Consider the following 15,792-nt stretch of genomic DNA (forward strand, 5'->3'; position numbering starts at 1 on the left):
GGCCGAACGGGTGAGGCGCGGGCATGGAGGGGCGCCCACCTCGGTAATCGTACGGACGTTCGAAGATGGGTTAAGGTGAGAAAAAGGGGGTGGGAACGTGTGTACGAATTTTGAGCGGGGCGTGAAAGGTGGTGCGGCATATGCCGGGATTCACGCATCTGCACACCGCGTCGGGCTACTCCGTGCGATACGGCGCCTCGCACCCCGCCCGGCTGGCCGAGCGCGCCGCCGAACGCGGCATGGACGCCCTCGCCCTCACCGACCGCGACACCGTCGCGGGTGCGGTCCGCTTCGCGAAGGCGTGCGCGACGGCGGGCGTCCGCCCGCTGTTCGGTGCCGACCTCTCGTACGAGCCCGCCGCACCGCACCCGGACGGCGCGCCCTCCCGTAACCCCGGCTCACCCTCCCGTACCCCCGGCGCGCCCCCTGCCCCCGGAGCCTCCGGCGCGTCCAGCGCGTCCGCCCGCGCCCGGCGGGAGACCTCCGCCCGCCGCGCGCCGGTGCGCGGCGGAGCGTTCGTGGACGAGTCCGCGCCCCGGGCCGTCTTCCTCGCCCGCTCCCGGGCCGGCTGGGCCGGGCTCTGCGCCCGGGTCACCGCTGCCCACGCCCGGGCCGGCGACGGTCCGCCCGTACTGCCCTGGTCCGCCCACACCGGCGACGGCCTCTTCGTCCTGCTGGGTCCCGGCTCCGACATCGGCCGCGCCCTCGCCGCCGGCCGCCCCGACCGGGCCGCGCGGCTGCTCGCCCCCTGGCGCGAACGGTACGGGGACGCCCTGTGCCTGGAGGCCGTCCACCACGGCCTCGCCGGCACCGGCCCCGGCTCGCTGCGGCTGGCCGCCCGTACGGTCGGCTTCGCCGCCGAGCAGGGCGTACGGCCCGTGCTCGGCAACGGGGTGCGCTACGCCGACCCCGGCCAGGGCCCCGTCGCCGACGTCCTCGACGCCGCCCGCCGGCTCGTCCCCGTCGACCTGCGTGCCGGGCTCGACAGCGGCGAGGCCTGGCTCAAGGAACCCGGCGCCATGCGGGAGGCCGCCGAGCGGATCGCCGAGGCCGCCGGATTCCGGCGGGACGCCGCGTACCGGCTGCTGGAGCGGACCGAGGAGGTCGCCGCGGCCTGCCGGGTCGACCCCGAGGACGACCTCGGCATGGGCTCCGCGCACTTCCCCGAGCCGTACCTGGTCGGCGCCGCGCACCGGACCGCCCAGCGGGTGCTCGCCTCCCGGGCCGCCGCCGGTCTGCTCCTGAAGGGGTACGACCGGGGTCCCGACCGGCGCGTCTACTGGGACCGGATGCACCACGAGCTGGACATCATCGCCCACCATGGATTCGCCAGCTACTTCCTGACGGTCGCCCGGGTCGTGGACGACGTCCGGGGGATGGGTATCCGGGTGGCCGCCCGGGGCTCCGGCGCCGGCTCCCTCGTCAACCACCTCCTCGGCATCGCGCACGCCGACCCGGTCGCGCACGGCCTGCTGATGGAACGTTTCCTGTCCAAGCGCCGCACCGTCCTGCCCGACATCGACATCGACGTGGAGTCCGCCCGCCGGCTTGAGGTCTACCGCGCGATCCTCGGCCGCTTCGGCGCCGAACGGGTCGCCGCCGTCGCCATGCCCGAGACCTACCGGGTCCGGCACGCCGTACGGGACGTGGGCGCCGCCCTGTCCATGGATCCGGCCGAGACCGACCGGATCGCCAAGGCGTTCCCGCACATCCGCGCCCGGGACGCCCGTGCCGCCCTCGCCGAGCTGCCCGAACTGCGCGGGCTGCGGGCCGAACTCGCCGGCCGGGGCCGGCCGGGGGAGCGGTTCTGGGAACTGGTCGAGGCCCTCGACGCGCTGCCCCGGGGCACCGCCATGCATCCGTGCGGCGTGCTGCTCTCGGACGCCTCGCTGCTCACCCGTACCCCCGTCGTCCCCACCAGCGGCGAGGGGCTGCCCATGTCCCTGTTCGACAAGGAGGACGTGGAGGACCTCGGACTGCTCAAGCTCGACGTGCTCGGGGTGCGGATGCAGTCGGCGATGGCGCACGCCGTCGCCGAGGTCGGCCGGGTCACCGGCACCCGGCCGGACATCGACGCGATCCCGCCCGGCGACGGCGCCACGTACGAACTGATCCGCTCCGCCGAGACCCTGGGCTGCTTCCAGATCGAGTCGCCGGGCCAGCGCGACCTGGTGGGCCGGCTCCAGCCGGCCGACTTCCACGACCTGGTCGTGGACATCTCGCTCTTCCGGCCGGGCCCGGTCGCCGCCGACATGGTCCGCCCGTTCATCGAGGCCCGCCACGGCCGCGCGCCGGTCCGCTGTCCGCACCCCGACCTGGAGGACGCGCTGAAGGAGACGTACGGGGTCGTCGTCTTCCACGAGCAGATCATCGAGATCGTGAGCGTCATGACCGGCTGTGGCCGCGACGAGGCCGACCAGGTGCGCCGTGGGCTCTCGGACCCCGGGGCGCGGGGCCGGATCAAGGCGTGGTTCGCCGAGCGCGCCGGGCGCCGCGGCTACGCGCCCGAGGTCGTCGCCCGCACCTGGGGGATCGTCGAGGCGTTCGGCTCGTACGGCTTCTGCAAGGCGCACGCGGTGGCCTTCGCCGTACCGACGTACCAGTCGGCCTGGCTCAAGGCGCACCACCCGGCCGCCTTCTACGCGGGGCTGCTCACCCACGACCCCGGCATGTACCCGAAGCGGCTGCTGCTCGCGGACGCCCGGCGGCGCGGGGTGCCCGTGCTGCCGGTGGATGTGAACCGGTCGGCGGTCGCCCATCGAATCAAACTGGTGTCCGGGAAGGCGGGTGTGCCGGACGCGGTGTGGGGGCTGCGGCTCGGCCTCGCCGACGTCCACGGCATCGGCGAGGCCGAGAGCGCCCGGATCGAGACCGGCGCGCCCTACGACTCGCTGCTCGACTTCTGGGAACGGGCCCGCCCGCGCCGCCCGGTCGCCGAACGCCTCGCTCGGGTCGGCGCGCTCGACTCCTTCGGCACCAACCGCCGCGACCTGCTGCTCCACCTCGCCGAACTCCACCGCGCCCGGCGCAAGGACGCCGCCCACGGCGGTCAGCTGCCGCTCGCCGAGGGGCTGCGGACCGCCCCCGTCGGCCTGCCCGACCTCGACGGTGCCGAACGGCTCAGCGCCGAACTCGGCATCCTCGGCATGGACGCCTCCCGCCATCTCATGGGCGACCACGCAGAGTTCCTGCGCGAACTCGGCGTGGTCCCCGCCCGGCGGCTGCGCTCGGCCGAGCACGGCCGAACCGTCCTGGTCGCGGGCGCCAAGGTGGCCACCCAGACCCCGCCGATCCTGCGCCGCGCCGCGTCTGGGCCGTACGGCGAGACGGCCGCGCGGGAGCCGCAGCGGATCGTCTTCGTCACCCTCGACGACGCCACGGGCCTGGTCGACCTGGCCTTCTTCGCCGACAGCCAGGCCGGCAGCGCGCACACGGTCTTCCACAGCGGACTGCTCCTCGTCCGGGGGAAGGTCCAGCGCCGAGGGCCGCGTTCGCTCAGCGTGGCGGGCTCGGCCGCGTGGGACCTGGCGGAGCTGGCGGAGCTGCGGCGCACGGGCGGGCTCGACGCGGTGGCGGCCCGGCTGGCCGGACGGCCCGGTACGGGCGGTGCGGGTGCCAGTGCCGGTGCGGCCGGTGCGGGTGCGGGCGCGGGTGCGGGCGCGGGCGGCGCGGAGCCGGACGGCGGGGTGACGAGCGGGCGCGGCCGGACCCTCCGGGTCGCCGACGGTGTCGAGATGAACCCCTGGTCGGACCTCCGGCCCGCCGGCGGAGACTGTCTGGGCGGACGCAAACTGTGGCACTCCAGCCCCGGAAGCGCCGGGTGAGCGCGATGAACGTCGTATACGTCCAGGTGACCGCCCCCGTTTCCGCCCTCGCCCCCGTTTCCGGTCCTGACGCCACCCCCGCCCCGGGTCCGGACGCCGGTCCCGGCGCGCCGGGGGAGAGCGGCCGGCTGCTCCTGCGGGTGCTGGAGGACATCACCCCGGTCGTCCAGGCGCTGCCCCCCGACGCCGCCCTCGCGGACATCACCGGCAGCGTCCGCTACTTCGGCCGCGACGCCACGGAGATCGCCCGCTGGATCCGGGTGCGCGCGCTGGCCTGGTACGGCCTCGACTGCACCGTCGGCGTGGCCGCGGGGCCCCTGCTCGCCCGGATGGCCGGACAGTGGGGGCCGCCCGGCGGTGTCCACGTGGTCCCGGACACCCCCGAGGCCGTCGCCGCGTTCCTGGACCGCAAACCGGTGGTGGCCCTGTACGGGGTGGGGCCGAAGACGGCGCACACCCTGTGCGCGTACGGCCTGGACAGCGTCGGAAAGGTGGCGGCCACCTCCGAGGCCACCCTCCAGCGGATCCTGGGCGCCCGGCTGGGACGCCAGGTGGGCGAACGCGCCCACGGTATCGACCGGACACGGGTGACCCCGCACACCCCGCCCCGGTCGGCCGGCGCCGAACGGCGGTTCACCCGGCACGAGACCGACCCGGCGGTCCGGCGCGGGGCGCTGCTGGAGCTGGCCGTCGGCATCGGCCGCCGGCTGCGGGCGGACGAGCAGGTGGCCCGCGCGCTGACGCTCACCGTCCGGTACGCGGACCGGTCCACGACCACCCGGACGCGCGCGCTCCCGGAACCCACCGCGCACACCCCCGCGCTGGCGGGCACCGCGCAGGCCCTGCACGACGCCCTGGGGCTCCAGCGGGCCCGGGTCACGGGGCTCTCGCTGCGGGCCGAGGAACTGACGGACGCGCGGCTCGCGGGCCGGCAGCTCACCTTCGACCGGCGGACCGAGAGCGCCGACCGGCTGGAGCCGGTCCTCGACCGGATCGCGGCGCGCTGGCCCGGCGCGGTGGGCCCGGCCACCCTGGCCCGGCCGGCGGCAGGGCCGATGGCGGTCTGACGCGCGGGAGGAGAGGGCCGGCGGCGTGCGAGGCCGGGGCACAAGGCCGGGGCGTGGCGACGGCGCCCCGGTGTGACGGCGCGGCACTTTTTGCCGACGCGTCACTTCCCCCGGGAGCTACCCGTACGTAGCGTGACGAGAACGCGTCCCCCTGTGTGGTCCGGACCGCAAGGCGCCGTGCATCCCCCGCTTTTCGAGCCGCGAGGAGATCACCCCATGCTGCCCCGGAACCCCGCAGGACGTCTCGCCCGCGCGCTGTCCGTGCTCGCGCTGACCGCCGCCGCCACCCTCGTTCCCACCGCCGCCCAGGCCGCCGCTTCCGCTTCCGGTCCGGCCTCGGCCTCGGCTCCGTTTTCCTCCGCCGCCTCCACCGGCCGGGGGTGGAACGACTTCTCCTGCGAGCCGTCCGCCGCCCACCCCCGCCCCGTCGTGCTGGTCCACGGCACGCTCGGCAACTCCGTCGACAACTGGCTCGGCCTCGCGCCGTATCTGGTCGAGCGCGGGTACTGCGTCTTCTCGCTCGACTACGGGCAGCTGCCCGGCGTTCCGCTCTTCCACGGTCTCGGGCCGATCGACGCGTCCGCCGGCCGGCTCTCCGCGTACGTGGACCGGGTCCTCGCCGCCACCGGCGCCGCGAAGGCGGATCTGGTCGGACACTCGCAGGGCGGCATGATGCCCCGTCACTATCTGCGGTTCCTGGGCGGCGCGGCCAAGGTGAACGCGCTCGTCGCGCTCGCCCCCGACAACCACGGCACCACCCTGCTGGGGCTGACCAGACTGCTGCCGTACTTCCCCGGCGCCGAGGACCTGATCACCGCCGCCACCCCGGGGCTCACCGACCAGATCGCCGCCTCGCCGTTCCTGACCCGCCTGAACGAGGGCGGCGACACCGTGCCCGGGGTGCGGTACACGGTGATCATGACGCGGTACGACGAGGTCGTCACCCCGTACGGGTCCGGCCGGCTCTCCGGACCGGACGTCACCAACGTGGTGATCCAGGACCGTTGTGCGCTCGACCTGTCGGAGCATCTGGCGATCGCCCTCACCGACCGGATCGCCTTCCACGAGGTGGCGAACGCCCTCGACCCGGCCCGCGCGACCCCGACCACCTGTGCGTCGGCCCTCGACTAGAAGCGCGGCCGGAAGCTCTCCATGCCACGGAAGGGAAGGGAACGTTCATTCGAGAATGCGCATAAACGTGCGTACTCCGGCAAAGATCCCAACTCGCCGCCGGAGGGTGAGTTTCGGACATTTTTCACGTAGATCGGATATCCCTTGCGGGCGTCATATTCCCCTCCCGAAGGGATCTTTCGTCCATGCGCGTACGACTCGCCCTCGCCGCCGGTGTCCTGGCGACCGCCACCACCGCCACCGCGCTGACCGGCGCGACCGCGACGGCCGCCCCCGAGTCCGCTCCCAGGGGCGCCCGGGCCGCCGCGGCCGCCCCCGCCCGGGCCGCCGCCACCTTGACCATCGACCGTCGCGGGGTGGCCCGGAAGAGCGGCGAGGTCGCCGTCTCCGGCACCTACCGCTGCGCCCGCGGCGGCTCGGGGCCGGTCTTCCTCGCCACCACGCTGGTGCGGCAGGACCGTTCCATCGGACTGGGCGGCACCAGCGCCGTCTGCGACGGCCGGACCCACCGCTGGACCCACCACTCCTTCATGGCGCGGCAGGGCGCCACGGCGGCCAAGGCGAGCAAGGCCGAGAAAGGCAAGGCGGCCAAGGTGAGCAAGACGGCCAAGGCGAAGGCGAGCAAGGCCAAGGCGGCCAAGGGCAAGGCGAGCAAGATCAAGGCGACCGAGGCGCGTGTCGAGGCCGTCCTCGTCCGGCTCGCTCCCGGCGGCCCGATGGGTCTGCCGATGCCCGTCTTCCTGGCCCGGCGCGACCAGGCGGTCAGCCTGGGCTAGCAGTCCCTAAGGGATGTCAGGGCGATCAGCCCGTCCCGTCCCAGGGCCTCCAGCTCGTCGAGGGCGAGCACGGCGCGGCGGGCCGCCTCCGGATCGGTGGCGGCGAGCCCGCTCGCCGCGAACTCGTCCTCGTCGAGCCGCAGCACCTCCGAGCCGTCCGCCGACACCCACAGGTCCAGGTCCAGGTCCTCGACCCGGACCTCGGCGCCGTCGGCCAGCGCGGGCCGGGTCACGTCGCAGTACCAGCCCTTGAGGGTGCCGTCGCCGGTCCGGACCTCCTTCACCGCGTACCACCGGTCACGCCAGTAGTGCTCGGTGAAGACGTCGCCGGGCTCGAAGCGCACGAAGCCGAAGTCCCGTACGCCCTCGCCGGCCCAGGGCGCGCGGACCGTCAGCCGGACGCCGTCGTCGGCCACGATGCCGGCCGGGTAGCGGATCTTCGTCCGCCCCGCCTTCATCAGGATCACTTCGACCGTGGCCTCAGCCAAGGGTGCGGACATGACGGACCTCCCGTGCGCCGATCTCGTAACCGAACCACCGGTTGACGGCCAGCATCGGCGCGTTCCCGGCGTCGTTCCCCGTGAACGCCTCCGTGCGGCCGGCCGCGCGGGCCCGGTGCAGCGAGGCGTTCTTCACCAGCTTGGCCAGGCCCCGGCCCCGGAACCCGGGCGCCGTGCCCGTCATACCGGAGCCGTAGCGGCCGAGGCCGTCGTCAAGCGCGGCGCTGAAGGCCACCGGTCGCCCGCCGGAGAGTGCGACCATGGTCAGCTCGTGGTTTTGCAACGGATGGCGCCAGGTGGTGGCCAGCCAGTGCTCGTAGTCCGTCAGACCGGCCGCCACGTCCCCCGGTTCGTCGGCCGTGGTCAACGCGTCCAGTTCGAACAGCGGTCGCGGGTCGGCCGCGAAGTCGGACGCCGGGCGCAGCTCGACGCCGTCCGGCGGGCTCTGGAGCGGCGGCAGCGCGGCCGTCGTCAGGTCGAGCCGCAGGAAGTAGGCGGTGCGGCGGCCCTCGTAGCCGTGCCGGCCGGCGAAGGCGCGGGACGCCGGGTCGTCGAAGACCCAGCTGTAGACCCGGCGCGCGCCGGCGTGCGCGAGGTGCTCCTCGGCGGCGCGCAGCAGCAGCGTCCCGGCCCCCCGGCCGAGGTGCTCCGGGTGGACGTGGACGTTCGCCACTCCGTCGCCCGGCTCCGGGGACTCGTGGGCCAGCTCGACCTCCGCGCAGCCGACGATCTCGCCGTCGGCCTCGGCGAGCAGGGGCCGCGCGTGCGCGTCGGGATGCGCGTGCGCCCACTCGTGGATCAGATGGGGGCCGGTGGACAGCATGAACGGCAGGGCGGCGCGGCGTACCCGCGCGAAACCCTCGGCGTCCTCGGCGGACCCGGGCCCTACATCGCGGACGATCACAGTCATGGGGTCGCACGGTAGGTGGCGGGTGGGGCCGGGCGCCTCCCATTTTCCCCGTGGACGGGTGCAGAATCGGGTGGGTGACGCTTCGAATCAGCGTGGATGCCGGTTCCACCACTCACCCCTACGAACAACTGCGTGCCCAGATCTCGGAGCGGGCCCGCTCCGGCGATCTGCCCGTCGGCTACAAGCTGCCGACGGTACGGGGCCTCGCGGAGGACCTCGGGCTCGCGGCGAACACGGTCGCGAAGGCGTACAAGGCCCTGGAGGCCGACGGAGTGATCGAGACCCGGGGCCGCAATGGCACCTTCGTCGCCGCCGCCTCCGACGCGGCCTCCCGGCTCGCCGCCACCTCGGCCGCGGCCTATGTGACGGAGGTCCACCGGCTGGGCCTGAGCCGGGAGGAGGCGGAGGCGGCGGTGCGGGACGCGCTGCGGGCCGCCTACGACGACTGACCCACCCCGGCCCACGGCCCTGACTCACGGGCCCCGGTGCTGACTGGCGTGTCCCGGCCCAAGAGTCCCGACCCGTGGGCCCCGGCCCGCCATCCGTCCGTCCGGCAGCCCCGGACGCGACCTCCGGCGGACCTCCCGACACACCTCCCGACACACCATCCGACGCAACCCCTGACGGCCCCCGGCCGATCGCGTGCGCCACGCGATCGGCCGGGGGCCGTCGTCCGTCCGGGGACCGCTCCACACGTGGTCCACCAGTGGCCGGTTAGCGATCTGTCGGCGGTTTGCCAGTGGCTTGTTAGTGATCCGTCGGCGATCCGTCAAGGGATCCGCCCGGCGCGCCCTCGGGAGAGTGGTCAAAGGGGCGTGAGCTACCTGGACGCGTACGGTCGGCGCACCGGTTCCCGGGGGGAGGCACGCACCCTGTCGAATGTCTTGATACCGACGTTTTTTGACCGTGGCTCGCAGAAATTTCGTCACGAGTTTTGACATGAACACTTCTCGCGCGGCCGATCCACTGCTACTACCTGGTAGCGCAGAAATCCTGCCCCTGGAGGTCTTCATGAAGCTGTCTCGTTTGGCTGCGGTTTCGTCTTCACTTCTTCTCGGCGCCGTCCTCGCCTTCACCGGATCCGGTGCGGCTCAGGCGGCGGCGACCGCCTCGGTCAACTACGTGGCCCTCGGCGACTCGTACTCCTCCGGCGTCGGCGCCGGCAGCTACGACAGCGCGAGCGGCGACTGCAAGCGCTCGGCCAACGCGTATCCGATGCTGTGGAAGGCCTCCCACGCCACGACGTCCTTCGCCTTCAACGCCTGTTCCGGCGCGGTGACGACGGACGTGACGAACAACCAGCTCGGCTCGCTCAACTCCAGCACCACCCTCGTCTCCATCACGATCGGCGGCAACGACGCCGGCTTCTCCGATGTCATGACGACCTGCATCCTGCAGTCCGACGCGACCTGCGTCTCCCGGGTGAACCAGGCGAAGAGCTACGTGGACACCACGCTGCCCGCGCGCCTCGACGCCGTGTACACCGCGATCCGCAACAAGGCGCCCAACGCCAAGGTCGTCGTCCTCGGCTACCCGCGCTTCTACATGCTCAACGGCACCTGCATCGCCGGCCTGAGCGAGACCGAGCGCAGCGCCATCAACGGTGCCTCGGACTACCTGAACGCGGCCATCTCCAAGCGCGCCGCCAACAAGGGCTTCACCTTCTCCAGCGTGACCTCGACCTTCAGCGGTCACGAGATCTGCTCCGGCTCCGCCTGGCTGCACAGCGTCAACTGGCTGAACATCGGCGAGTCCTACCACCCGACCGCCGCGGGTCAGTCGGGCGGCTACCTGCCCCGCCTCAACGCGGTGGCGTAACGGCCCTCAGGCCGTCACCCGGCCGCCGGGGAGGAGGTCCCGCCCGAAGGAGTCCCCGCCGTGGCCGTGGCCGTGGCCGTCGGTGCCGGGGACGAGGGTGTGGCCGTCTCCCCCTCGCAACGCACAGAGAACGACACCCAGTCGGACGTCAGCGCGACCGGTTCCCGGATCTCGATCCGGATCCGGTCGCGCACCGTCGTGTCCGGCTCGTACGCGGACCAGGTCCGCGTCACCCGCTGCCCGGCGGGCCCGCCCGCCGGGAAGTCCAGCGTCCGCCACCCGGTGTCCTCGTCCTCGCCGCTCCCGGTCGTCCAGCGGTACGACACGGTGGCCGGCGTGTGGTCCACCGTGACCGTCGCCGCGAACTCCGGTCCCTTGTTCTCGGGCGGCGGGCAGATGCCCGCGTAGTCGCCGCGCACCTGCCGCACCGAGACGGCGACCGACACCGGGGGAGTGGTCGTGGGGCTCGGCGAGGCGCTCGTGCTCGCCGTGCTCGGCCGGTCCGTGGGCGAGGGTGTGGCGGTCGTCGTGCTCGTGGCCGGGGGCGCGGGCGCGGGCTCGGTCTTCCCCGGGTCCCGCAGCAGCGCGTACGCCACCCCGCCCGCCACCAGCGCCAGCGCGGCGATGCCGGCGATCAGCGCCGCCCGGCCACCGCTCCGGCGTGGCTCCGGTCCGGGCGCCCGCACCGGCGCCGTCGCACCAGGATCGGCGGGCCCGCCCGTATGCGCCGCTCCCGGGCCGCCCGCGCCCGGGTCCTGGCCGGCCGGCGGGGGCGTGGGGAGCGGACGGGTACGGAAGGAGTCCGCCCCCTGAGGTTCGGTGCGGGGCGTGCCGCCCGCGGCGATCAGCCGCAGCCGGTCCTCGGCCTCCGCCGCGGACATCCGCCGCTCCGGGGCCTTGCGCAACAGCCCCTCGATGACCGGCCCCAGCGGCCCCGCGTGCGCGGGCGGCACGGGCTCCTCGTCGACCGCCGTGCGCAGCGTGGCGAGCGCGGTGTCCCGCCGGAACGGCGACACGCCCTCGACCGCCGTGTACAGCAGGGCGCCCAGCGACCACAGATCCGACTCGGGTCCGGGCACCCGCCCCAGCGCGCGCTCCGGCGCGAGATATTCGGGGGAGCCGACCAGTTCCCCCGTCATGGTGAGCGGCGAGGTGTCCGCCATCGCCGCGATGCCGAAGTCGGTGAGGACCACCCGGCCGTCGTTGGCGAGCTGGACGTTGGCCGGCTTGACGTCCCGGTGCAGCACCCCCGCCGCGTGGGCGGCCCGCAGGGCGGACAGCACCGCGACGCCCACCCGCGCGGCCTGCCGGGGCGGCATCGGCCCCTCGGCCTGAAGGGTCTCGGCCAGCGTGAGACCGGGGACCAGCTCCATCACGATCCACGGGCGGCCGTCGCCCTGCGCCACGTCGTAGACCGTGACCACATGGGGGTGGGTGATCCGGGCCGCCGAGCGGGCCTCCCGCTCCAGCCGGGCGTACAGCCGGGCGCGCTCGTCGTCCGGCAGACCGTCCGGCGCCCGTACCTCCTTGACGGCGACGTCCCGCCCGAGGACCTCGTCCCGGGCGCGCCAGACCGTCCCCATCCCGCCTTCGCCGAGCACGTCCAGCAGTCGATAACGACCCGCGATGAGCGTCATCACTCCAAGGTAGCCGAGGAACGCGGGCCATGGTGGCGAGGATCACACCCGGGCGCGGAGGCGGGAGCGGAGCGGCCGGACCCGGTGCGTGCGGGATGGTTCGTGACGATTCGACAGGTGTCCGCTCTCCGGACGGCCCGCCCGGGAGCCGAAGGGAATCGGACGGTGGTCGTCAACCCCCGTCACCTGATGGTGAATCCCGCGGCCGGAATACACGGGTGTCGTAGCGGGGCGATAGGGTTAACCTGCCCGGGCCGGGTGCCCTTGTACGGGTGGGGAGTGACATGGAACAGACAGCAATGCGCAGCAGGCCGCGAGTGCCTGCCATCACCTGCGGGAGCGTCGCGACCAGTTCGCGCCTCGACCGCCATCTCTCGGTGCTCGGCGGCCCCGCCATACCGCAGCGCGAGGCGGCCGAGGCGACGCTGCTCATGCGGGAGCTGACGACCCGCCCGCGCGAGGCGGCGGTGCACGGTCACCGCGGCGCCAGCGCGCGGGTCTCGCTCTTCGCCCCGCTGCGCCGGCTGCGCCGCTCCCTCTTCGGCAGCCACCGCTGACGGACGGGCCGGGCCGGGCCCTCGTGTGGCCCGGCGTACCGCTCCCGCCCACCGGGGCCCGGCCCTCGGCGCGCCGCTGACACAAGAACGCCGGACGTGTCCCCGCCCGTCCGGCGTTCTCGCATGCCCGGCCGGCCGTCACCCGGCCGGCTTCCTGGCCCCGTGCACCTTGTGTCGTTCGCCTTCCGGGCGCGCGCCGGGAGTTCATCTCCGCGCGTTCACGTCCGTGCGTTCACCTTCGCGCGTTCACGCCCGCGCGTTCACGCCGGGGCGCTCAGGTCCGCGCGTACCGCCGGACCGCCGCCGGCGCGCACAGCGCGATCAGCGCCAGTGACCACAGCAGCGCCCCCGCCACCGGATGCGCCACCGGCCAGGCCGCGTCCACCGGCGCCGGCGCGTTCCCGAACAGGTCGCGGACGGCCGTCGACACCGCCGAGATCGGATTCCACTCCGCGACCGTGCGCAGCCAGCCCGGCATCCCGTCGGTCGGGATGTACGCGTTGGACAGCAGTGGGAGCATGAAGGTGGCGCTGCCCAGCTGACTCGCCGCCTCCTCGCTTCGCGACGCGAGCCCGAAGAAGATGCCCACCCAGGTCACCGCGAAGCGGAACAGCAGCAACAGGCCGACCGCGCCCAGGGCTTCGAGTACGGTGCCGTCGATCCGCCAGCCCATCGCGAGCCCGACCAGCAGCAGCGGCACCGTGCCCGCCGCGCTCGTCACCAGATCGGCCAGCGCCTGCCCGAGCGGCACCGCGGCCCGGCTGACCGGCATCGCGCGCAGCCGGTCCGTGACGCCCCGGTGGGTGTCCTGGGCGGCCTGGAACATCGCGGTCATCAGACCGTTCGCCGCCGTCGCCGTCAGCATGCCCGGCACCAGGAAGGCCCGGTAGTCGGTGCCCGGCATGGCGAGCGCGCTGCCGAAGACGTACCCGAAGAACAGCAGGAAGACGATCGGCATCGTCTGGGTCATGACCGTCATCGCCGGGGCGCGCCGGATCCGCTGGAGATGCCGGCCGAGGATCGCGGTGCCGTCGTGGGCGAGGGAGCTCATGCGGCGGCCTCCTGGCGGGTCCCGGGGGCGAGTGTCCGCCCGGCGGTGGGCGGGCGGCCGGTGAGCCGCAGGAACACCTCGTCGAGGGAGGGCGGGCGCAGGGACGCGTCGATCAGCGGGACCCCGGCCGCGTCGGCCTCGCGCACGATCCGGGGCAGGGTGAGGGTGGTGTCGGTGGTGACCGCGCCGACCGTGTGGCGCTCGGCGTCCAGGACCGGCGCGGATCCGGTGAGCCGGTCGAGCACCGCGGCCGCGGCGGGCAGGGCGCCGGCGTCGGCCACCTTCACCTCGGCGTAGCTGCCGATCAGGGCCTTCAGTTCGGCCGGGGTGCCGCGCTGGGCGGCCTGCCCCTCGTCGACCAGGACGATCTCGTCGGCGAGCTGGTCGGCCTCCTCCAGATACTGCGTGGTGAGCAGCACGGTCGTGCCCTGGGACGCCAACCCCCGTACGGCGTCCCAGATTTCGTTGCGGCTGCGCGGGTCGAGACCGGTGGTGGGCTCGTCCAGGAAGAGGACCTTCGGCGTCGCGATCAGGCTCGCGGCGAGGTCGAGCCGGCGGCGCATGCCGCCGGAGTACGTGCGTGCGGGCCGGTCCGCGGCGCCTTCGAGCCCGAAGCGCTCCAGGAGCTCGGCGGCGCGCGAGCGTGGGGCGCGCAGCAGCCGGGCGAAGAGCCGCAGATTCTCGGCGCCCGTCAGATCGCCGTCGACGGAGGCGTACTGGCCGGTGACGGCGATCCGGGCGCGCACCCCGGCCGGGTCGCGCACCACATCGCACCCGGCGACCCGGGCGCTGCCGGAGTCGGGTGAGACGAGGGTGGTGAGCACCCGTACGGCGGTGGTCTTGCCGGCTCCATTGGGGCCGAGGACTCCGCAGACGGTGCCTTCGGGGACGGCGAGGTCGAGCCCGCGCAGGGCGTGCACCTCTCCGTACCGTTTCCGCAGACCTTCACTAAGTACAGCGTACGTAGTCGTCATGCGGCGACGATAGCGCACTACGTACGGTGTACGTAACGGGGTGGGGTGAAAGCGTCATTACGATGGGGGCGGCGAGGTGATGAACGATGGCGGGCCGAGCGGCCGAACCCGAAGTGATCTGGGCGCGCCCCGAGCGCGCCGGCCGGGGGCCGAAGCCGGCCTACAGCCGGGGCGACATCGTGGCCGCGGCCGTCCGCATCGCCGACGAGGAGGGCATCGACGCCCTCTCCATGCGCCGCGTCGCCGCCGAACTGGGCTGCGGCACCATGTCGCTCTACAACTACGTGCCGCGCAAGGAAGACCTGTACGAGCTGATGGTCGACGCCGTCAGCGCGGAGTACGAGCTCGGCGAACCCGGCGGCGACTGGCGCGCCGACATGACCTCGATCGCCCGCCAGACCCGCGCGATCATGTACCGGCACCCCTGGGTGACCCGGGTCATGACCACCGCCTACGGCTTCAGTCCGAACGCCCTGCGCTTCCTGGAGTGGTGTCTGGCCTGCCTGGAGCCGCTCGCCATCGAGCCCGGACTGAAGATGCAGCTCATCGCCATGGTCAACGGCACCGTGATGGCGACCGTCCGCAACGAACAGGCCATGGCCGAGCGGGCCCGGGGGCTGCCCTGGAGCGAGGAAGAGGAACAGGCGGTGCGCGGCGCCTATCTGGCCGGACAGGTCGCGACGGGCGCCTACCCGCACCTCGCGGCCCTGCTCGCCGCGTCCGCCGCCCCGGTCGACCCCGACGAGATCTTCGAGATGGGGATCGCCCGGCTCCTGGACTCGTTCGCGCCGAGGTAATCCTTGAATGACATCCTTGGACCTCAATCCTGCCATCAACTCAGGTGCTGCTCACTTGAGTTGATGGCAATCAATGAGAAGCCTCGCCTCATCCCGACCGGCAAGTGCCGGTGCGGCTGCGCGAAGGATGTCGATCACCCCGACCGGTAGGCCCTTGCTTCAGGCGATGTGCGCCCTCGGCGGCACCTGGGATCCACAGCGCGCCATCAAGACTCCGGGCGACCACGGTCACACGTGGGAAGACCAACGGGGCCCGTTCGCCGGCCAAGGCGGCGACCATCGCATTCCGGGTCGCGGCGTACCTGGTCGCCTCTACAGTTGCGTCATGGAGTTCAACCGGGGTGACTGGATCTGGGAACTGATGCTGACGAGGCGTCCCTCCGAGACGCATTTCTCGGAGTCGAGCACTCCGGGTGGAGAAAGCCCGCTGGCGAGGGATGACGAAAACAAGCTCGTCACACACGCCGTGCTGTTCGACGGGACCAAGGCGGCCCTGGGGATCCTCGGCACGGGCGTCGTGCTGGGAGCCGTCGCGATGAAGGCCGCGCCGCACGTCAAGAGCGGGCTGGTCAGCCTCAAGTCGAAGCTACGGCGTCGGGGGGAGGACGCCACCGAGGTCGAGACCCCCGTTCCCCTCACGGTTGTCGCGGAGGCCGATCCGGAGCAGCCGGATCCTCCTCGACTGCGTGTTGTATGACCGTCAGGCCAGGCGTCGACGTGTGCCCGGGTGGATCTGGATCACTGACTGTC

14 protein-coding genes are annotated in these 15,792 nt (G+C 73.5%); 9 read left to right on the forward strand and 5 right to left on the reverse strand.

Features of this window, described 5'->3' with window-relative positions:
* Positions 1-140 precede the first annotated feature (140 nt).
* From ACGFRB_RS27830 to ACGFRB_RS27845, 4 genes are all read left to right on the forward strand, one after another.
* Positions 141-3,824, forward strand: a complete 3,684-nt coding sequence (locus ACGFRB_RS27830) for a DNA polymerase III subunit alpha (RefSeq protein ID WP_393246910.1) — start codon at positions 141-143, stop codon at positions 3,822-3,824.
* Positions 3,825-3,829: 5 nt separating this feature from the next.
* Positions 3,830-4,891 (forward strand): hypothetical protein, encoded by a 1,062-nt coding sequence (locus ACGFRB_RS27835; RefSeq protein ID WP_393246912.1) that lies wholly within the window; start codon positions 3,830-3,832, stop codon positions 4,889-4,891.
* A gap of 216 nt (positions 4,892-5,107) precedes the next feature.
* Positions 5,108-6,022: an esterase/lipase family protein gene (locus ACGFRB_RS27840; RefSeq protein WP_393246914.1), complete on the forward strand. Its 915-nt coding sequence runs from the start codon at positions 5,108-5,110 to the stop codon at positions 6,020-6,022.
* A 185-nt stretch (positions 6,023-6,207) separates the two neighbouring features.
* Positions 6,208-6,798 carry a DUF6299 family protein gene (locus ACGFRB_RS27845; protein WP_393246916.1) on the forward strand — a complete coding sequence of 197 codons (591 nt, stop codon included), beginning with the start codon at positions 6,208-6,210 and terminating at the stop codon, positions 6,796-6,798.
* Here the strand turns inward: ACGFRB_RS27845 and ACGFRB_RS27850 are convergent.
* The gene (locus tag ACGFRB_RS27850; RefSeq protein WP_393246918.1) at positions 6,795-7,298 is read right to left on the reverse strand and encodes a DUF402 domain-containing protein; all 504 of its coding nucleotides are present in this window, start codon (positions 7,296-7,298) and stop codon (positions 6,795-6,797) included. The two genes, ACGFRB_RS27845 and ACGFRB_RS27850, sit on opposite strands and share 4 nt — an antisense overlap.
* The gene (locus tag ACGFRB_RS27855; RefSeq protein WP_393246920.1) at positions 7,279-8,208 is read right to left on the reverse strand and encodes a GNAT family N-acetyltransferase; all 930 of its coding nucleotides are present in this window, start codon (positions 8,206-8,208) and stop codon (positions 7,279-7,281) included. The genes ACGFRB_RS27850 and ACGFRB_RS27855 overlap by 20 nt, the downstream gene beginning before the upstream one ends.
* 74 nt (positions 8,209-8,282) lie before the next feature.
* Here ACGFRB_RS27855 and ACGFRB_RS27860 point away from each other — a divergent pair, with 74 nt between their 5' ends.
* Together ACGFRB_RS27860 and ACGFRB_RS27865 are read left to right on the forward strand one after the other, a co-directional pair.
* Positions 8,283-8,657, forward strand: coding sequence for a GntR family transcriptional regulator (locus ACGFRB_RS27860; RefSeq protein WP_363008793.1), 375 nt, complete (start codon positions 8,283-8,285; stop codon positions 8,655-8,657).
* Positions 8,658-9,219: 562 nt separating this feature from the next.
* A complete protein-coding gene (locus ACGFRB_RS27865) occupies positions 9,220-10,026 on the forward strand; it encodes an SGNH/GDSL hydrolase family protein (RefSeq protein WP_393246922.1) in 807 nt (268 codons plus the stop codon).
* A 14-nt stretch (positions 10,027-10,040) separates the two neighbouring features.
* On the opposite strand, the gene ACGFRB_RS27870 is transcribed toward ACGFRB_RS27865, so the two are convergent.
* Positions 10,041-11,663 (reverse strand): serine/threonine-protein kinase, encoded by a 1,623-nt coding sequence (locus ACGFRB_RS27870; protein WP_393246924.1) that lies wholly within the window; start codon positions 11,661-11,663, stop codon positions 10,041-10,043.
* 284 nt (positions 11,664-11,947) lie between these two features.
* Here ACGFRB_RS27870 and ACGFRB_RS27875 point away from each other — a divergent pair, with 284 nt between their 5' ends.
* On the forward strand, positions 11,948-12,220 hold the full coding sequence (locus ACGFRB_RS27875) for a hypothetical protein (protein WP_361227936.1): 273 nt from the start codon (positions 11,948-11,950) through the stop codon (positions 12,218-12,220).
* A 274-nt stretch (positions 12,221-12,494) separates the two neighbouring features.
* Here the strand turns inward: ACGFRB_RS27875 and ACGFRB_RS27880 are convergent, their stop codons facing one another.
* A complete protein-coding gene (locus ACGFRB_RS27880; RefSeq protein WP_363008787.1) occupies positions 12,495-13,271 on the reverse strand; it encodes an ABC transporter permease in 777 nt (258 codons plus the stop codon).
* On the reverse strand, positions 13,268-14,245 hold the full coding sequence (locus ACGFRB_RS27885; RefSeq protein WP_393246926.1) for an ATP-binding cassette domain-containing protein: 978 nt from the start codon (positions 14,243-14,245) through the stop codon (positions 13,268-13,270). Before ACGFRB_RS27885 ends, ACGFRB_RS27880 begins: the two co-directional genes overlap by 4 nt.
* A gap of 86 nt (positions 14,246-14,331) precedes the next feature.
* On the opposite strand from ACGFRB_RS27885, the gene ACGFRB_RS27890 reads away from it, so the two are divergent.
* A complete protein-coding gene (locus tag ACGFRB_RS27890) occupies positions 14,332-15,042 on the forward strand; it encodes a TetR/AcrR family transcriptional regulator (protein ID WP_393246928.1) in 711 nt (236 codons plus the stop codon).
* A 325-nt stretch (positions 15,043-15,367) separates the two neighbouring features.
* Positions 15,368-15,739 carry a hypothetical protein gene (locus tag ACGFRB_RS27895; RefSeq protein ID WP_393246930.1) on the forward strand — a complete coding sequence of 124 codons (372 nt, stop codon included), beginning with the start codon at positions 15,368-15,370 and terminating at the stop codon, positions 15,737-15,739.
* Positions 15,740-15,792: the final 53 nt, after the last annotated feature.

This window comes from Streptomyces sp. NPDC048718 (assembly GCF_043198875.1).
GTDB lineage: Bacteria > Actinomycetota > Actinomycetes > Streptomycetales > Streptomycetaceae > Streptomyces.

Excerpts from the sequence above, each read along its gene's own strand:
- ACGFRB_RS27830 (WP_393246910.1), top strand. The coding sequence starts at position 141 with ATGCCGGGATTCACGCATCTGCACACCGCGTCGGGCTACTCCGTGCGA.
- ACGFRB_RS27835 (WP_393246912.1), top strand. The coding sequence starts at position 3,830 with ATGAACGTCGTATACGTCCAGGTGACCGCCCCCGTTTCCGCCCTCGCC.
- ACGFRB_RS27840 (WP_393246914.1), top strand. The coding sequence starts at position 5,108 with ATGCTGCCCCGGAACCCCGCAGGACGTCTCGCCCGCGCGCTGTCCGTG.
- ACGFRB_RS27845 (WP_393246916.1), top strand. The coding sequence starts at position 6,208 with ATGCGCGTACGACTCGCCCTCGCCGCCGGTGTCCTGGCGACCGCCACC.
- ACGFRB_RS27850 (WP_393246918.1), bottom strand. The coding sequence starts at position 7,298 with ATGTCCGCACCCTTGGCTGAGGCCACGGTCGAAGTGATCCTGATGAAG.
- ACGFRB_RS27855 (WP_393246920.1), bottom strand. The coding sequence starts at position 8,208 with ATGACTGTGATCGTCCGCGATGTAGGGCCCGGGTCCGCCGAGGACGCC.
- ACGFRB_RS27865 (WP_393246922.1), top strand. The coding sequence starts at position 9,220 with ATGAAGCTGTCTCGTTTGGCTGCGGTTTCGTCTTCACTTCTTCTCGGC.
- ACGFRB_RS27870 (WP_393246924.1), bottom strand. The coding sequence starts at position 11,663 with ATGACGCTCATCGCGGGTCGTTATCGACTGCTGGACGTGCTCGGCGAA.
- ACGFRB_RS27875 (WP_361227936.1), top strand. The coding sequence starts at position 11,948 with ATGGAACAGACAGCAATGCGCAGCAGGCCGCGAGTGCCTGCCATCACC.
- ACGFRB_RS27880 (WP_363008787.1), bottom strand. The coding sequence starts at position 13,271 with ATGAGCTCCCTCGCCCACGACGGCACCGCGATCCTCGGCCGGCATCTC.
- ACGFRB_RS27885 (WP_393246926.1), bottom strand. The coding sequence starts at position 14,245 with ATGACGACTACGTACGCTGTACTTAGTGAAGGTCTGCGGAAACGGTAC.
- ACGFRB_RS27890 (WP_393246928.1), top strand. The coding sequence starts at position 14,332 with ATGGCGGGCCGAGCGGCCGAACCCGAAGTGATCTGGGCGCGCCCCGAG.
- ACGFRB_RS27895 (WP_393246930.1), top strand. The coding sequence starts at position 15,368 with ATGGAGTTCAACCGGGGTGACTGGATCTGGGAACTGATGCTGACGAGG.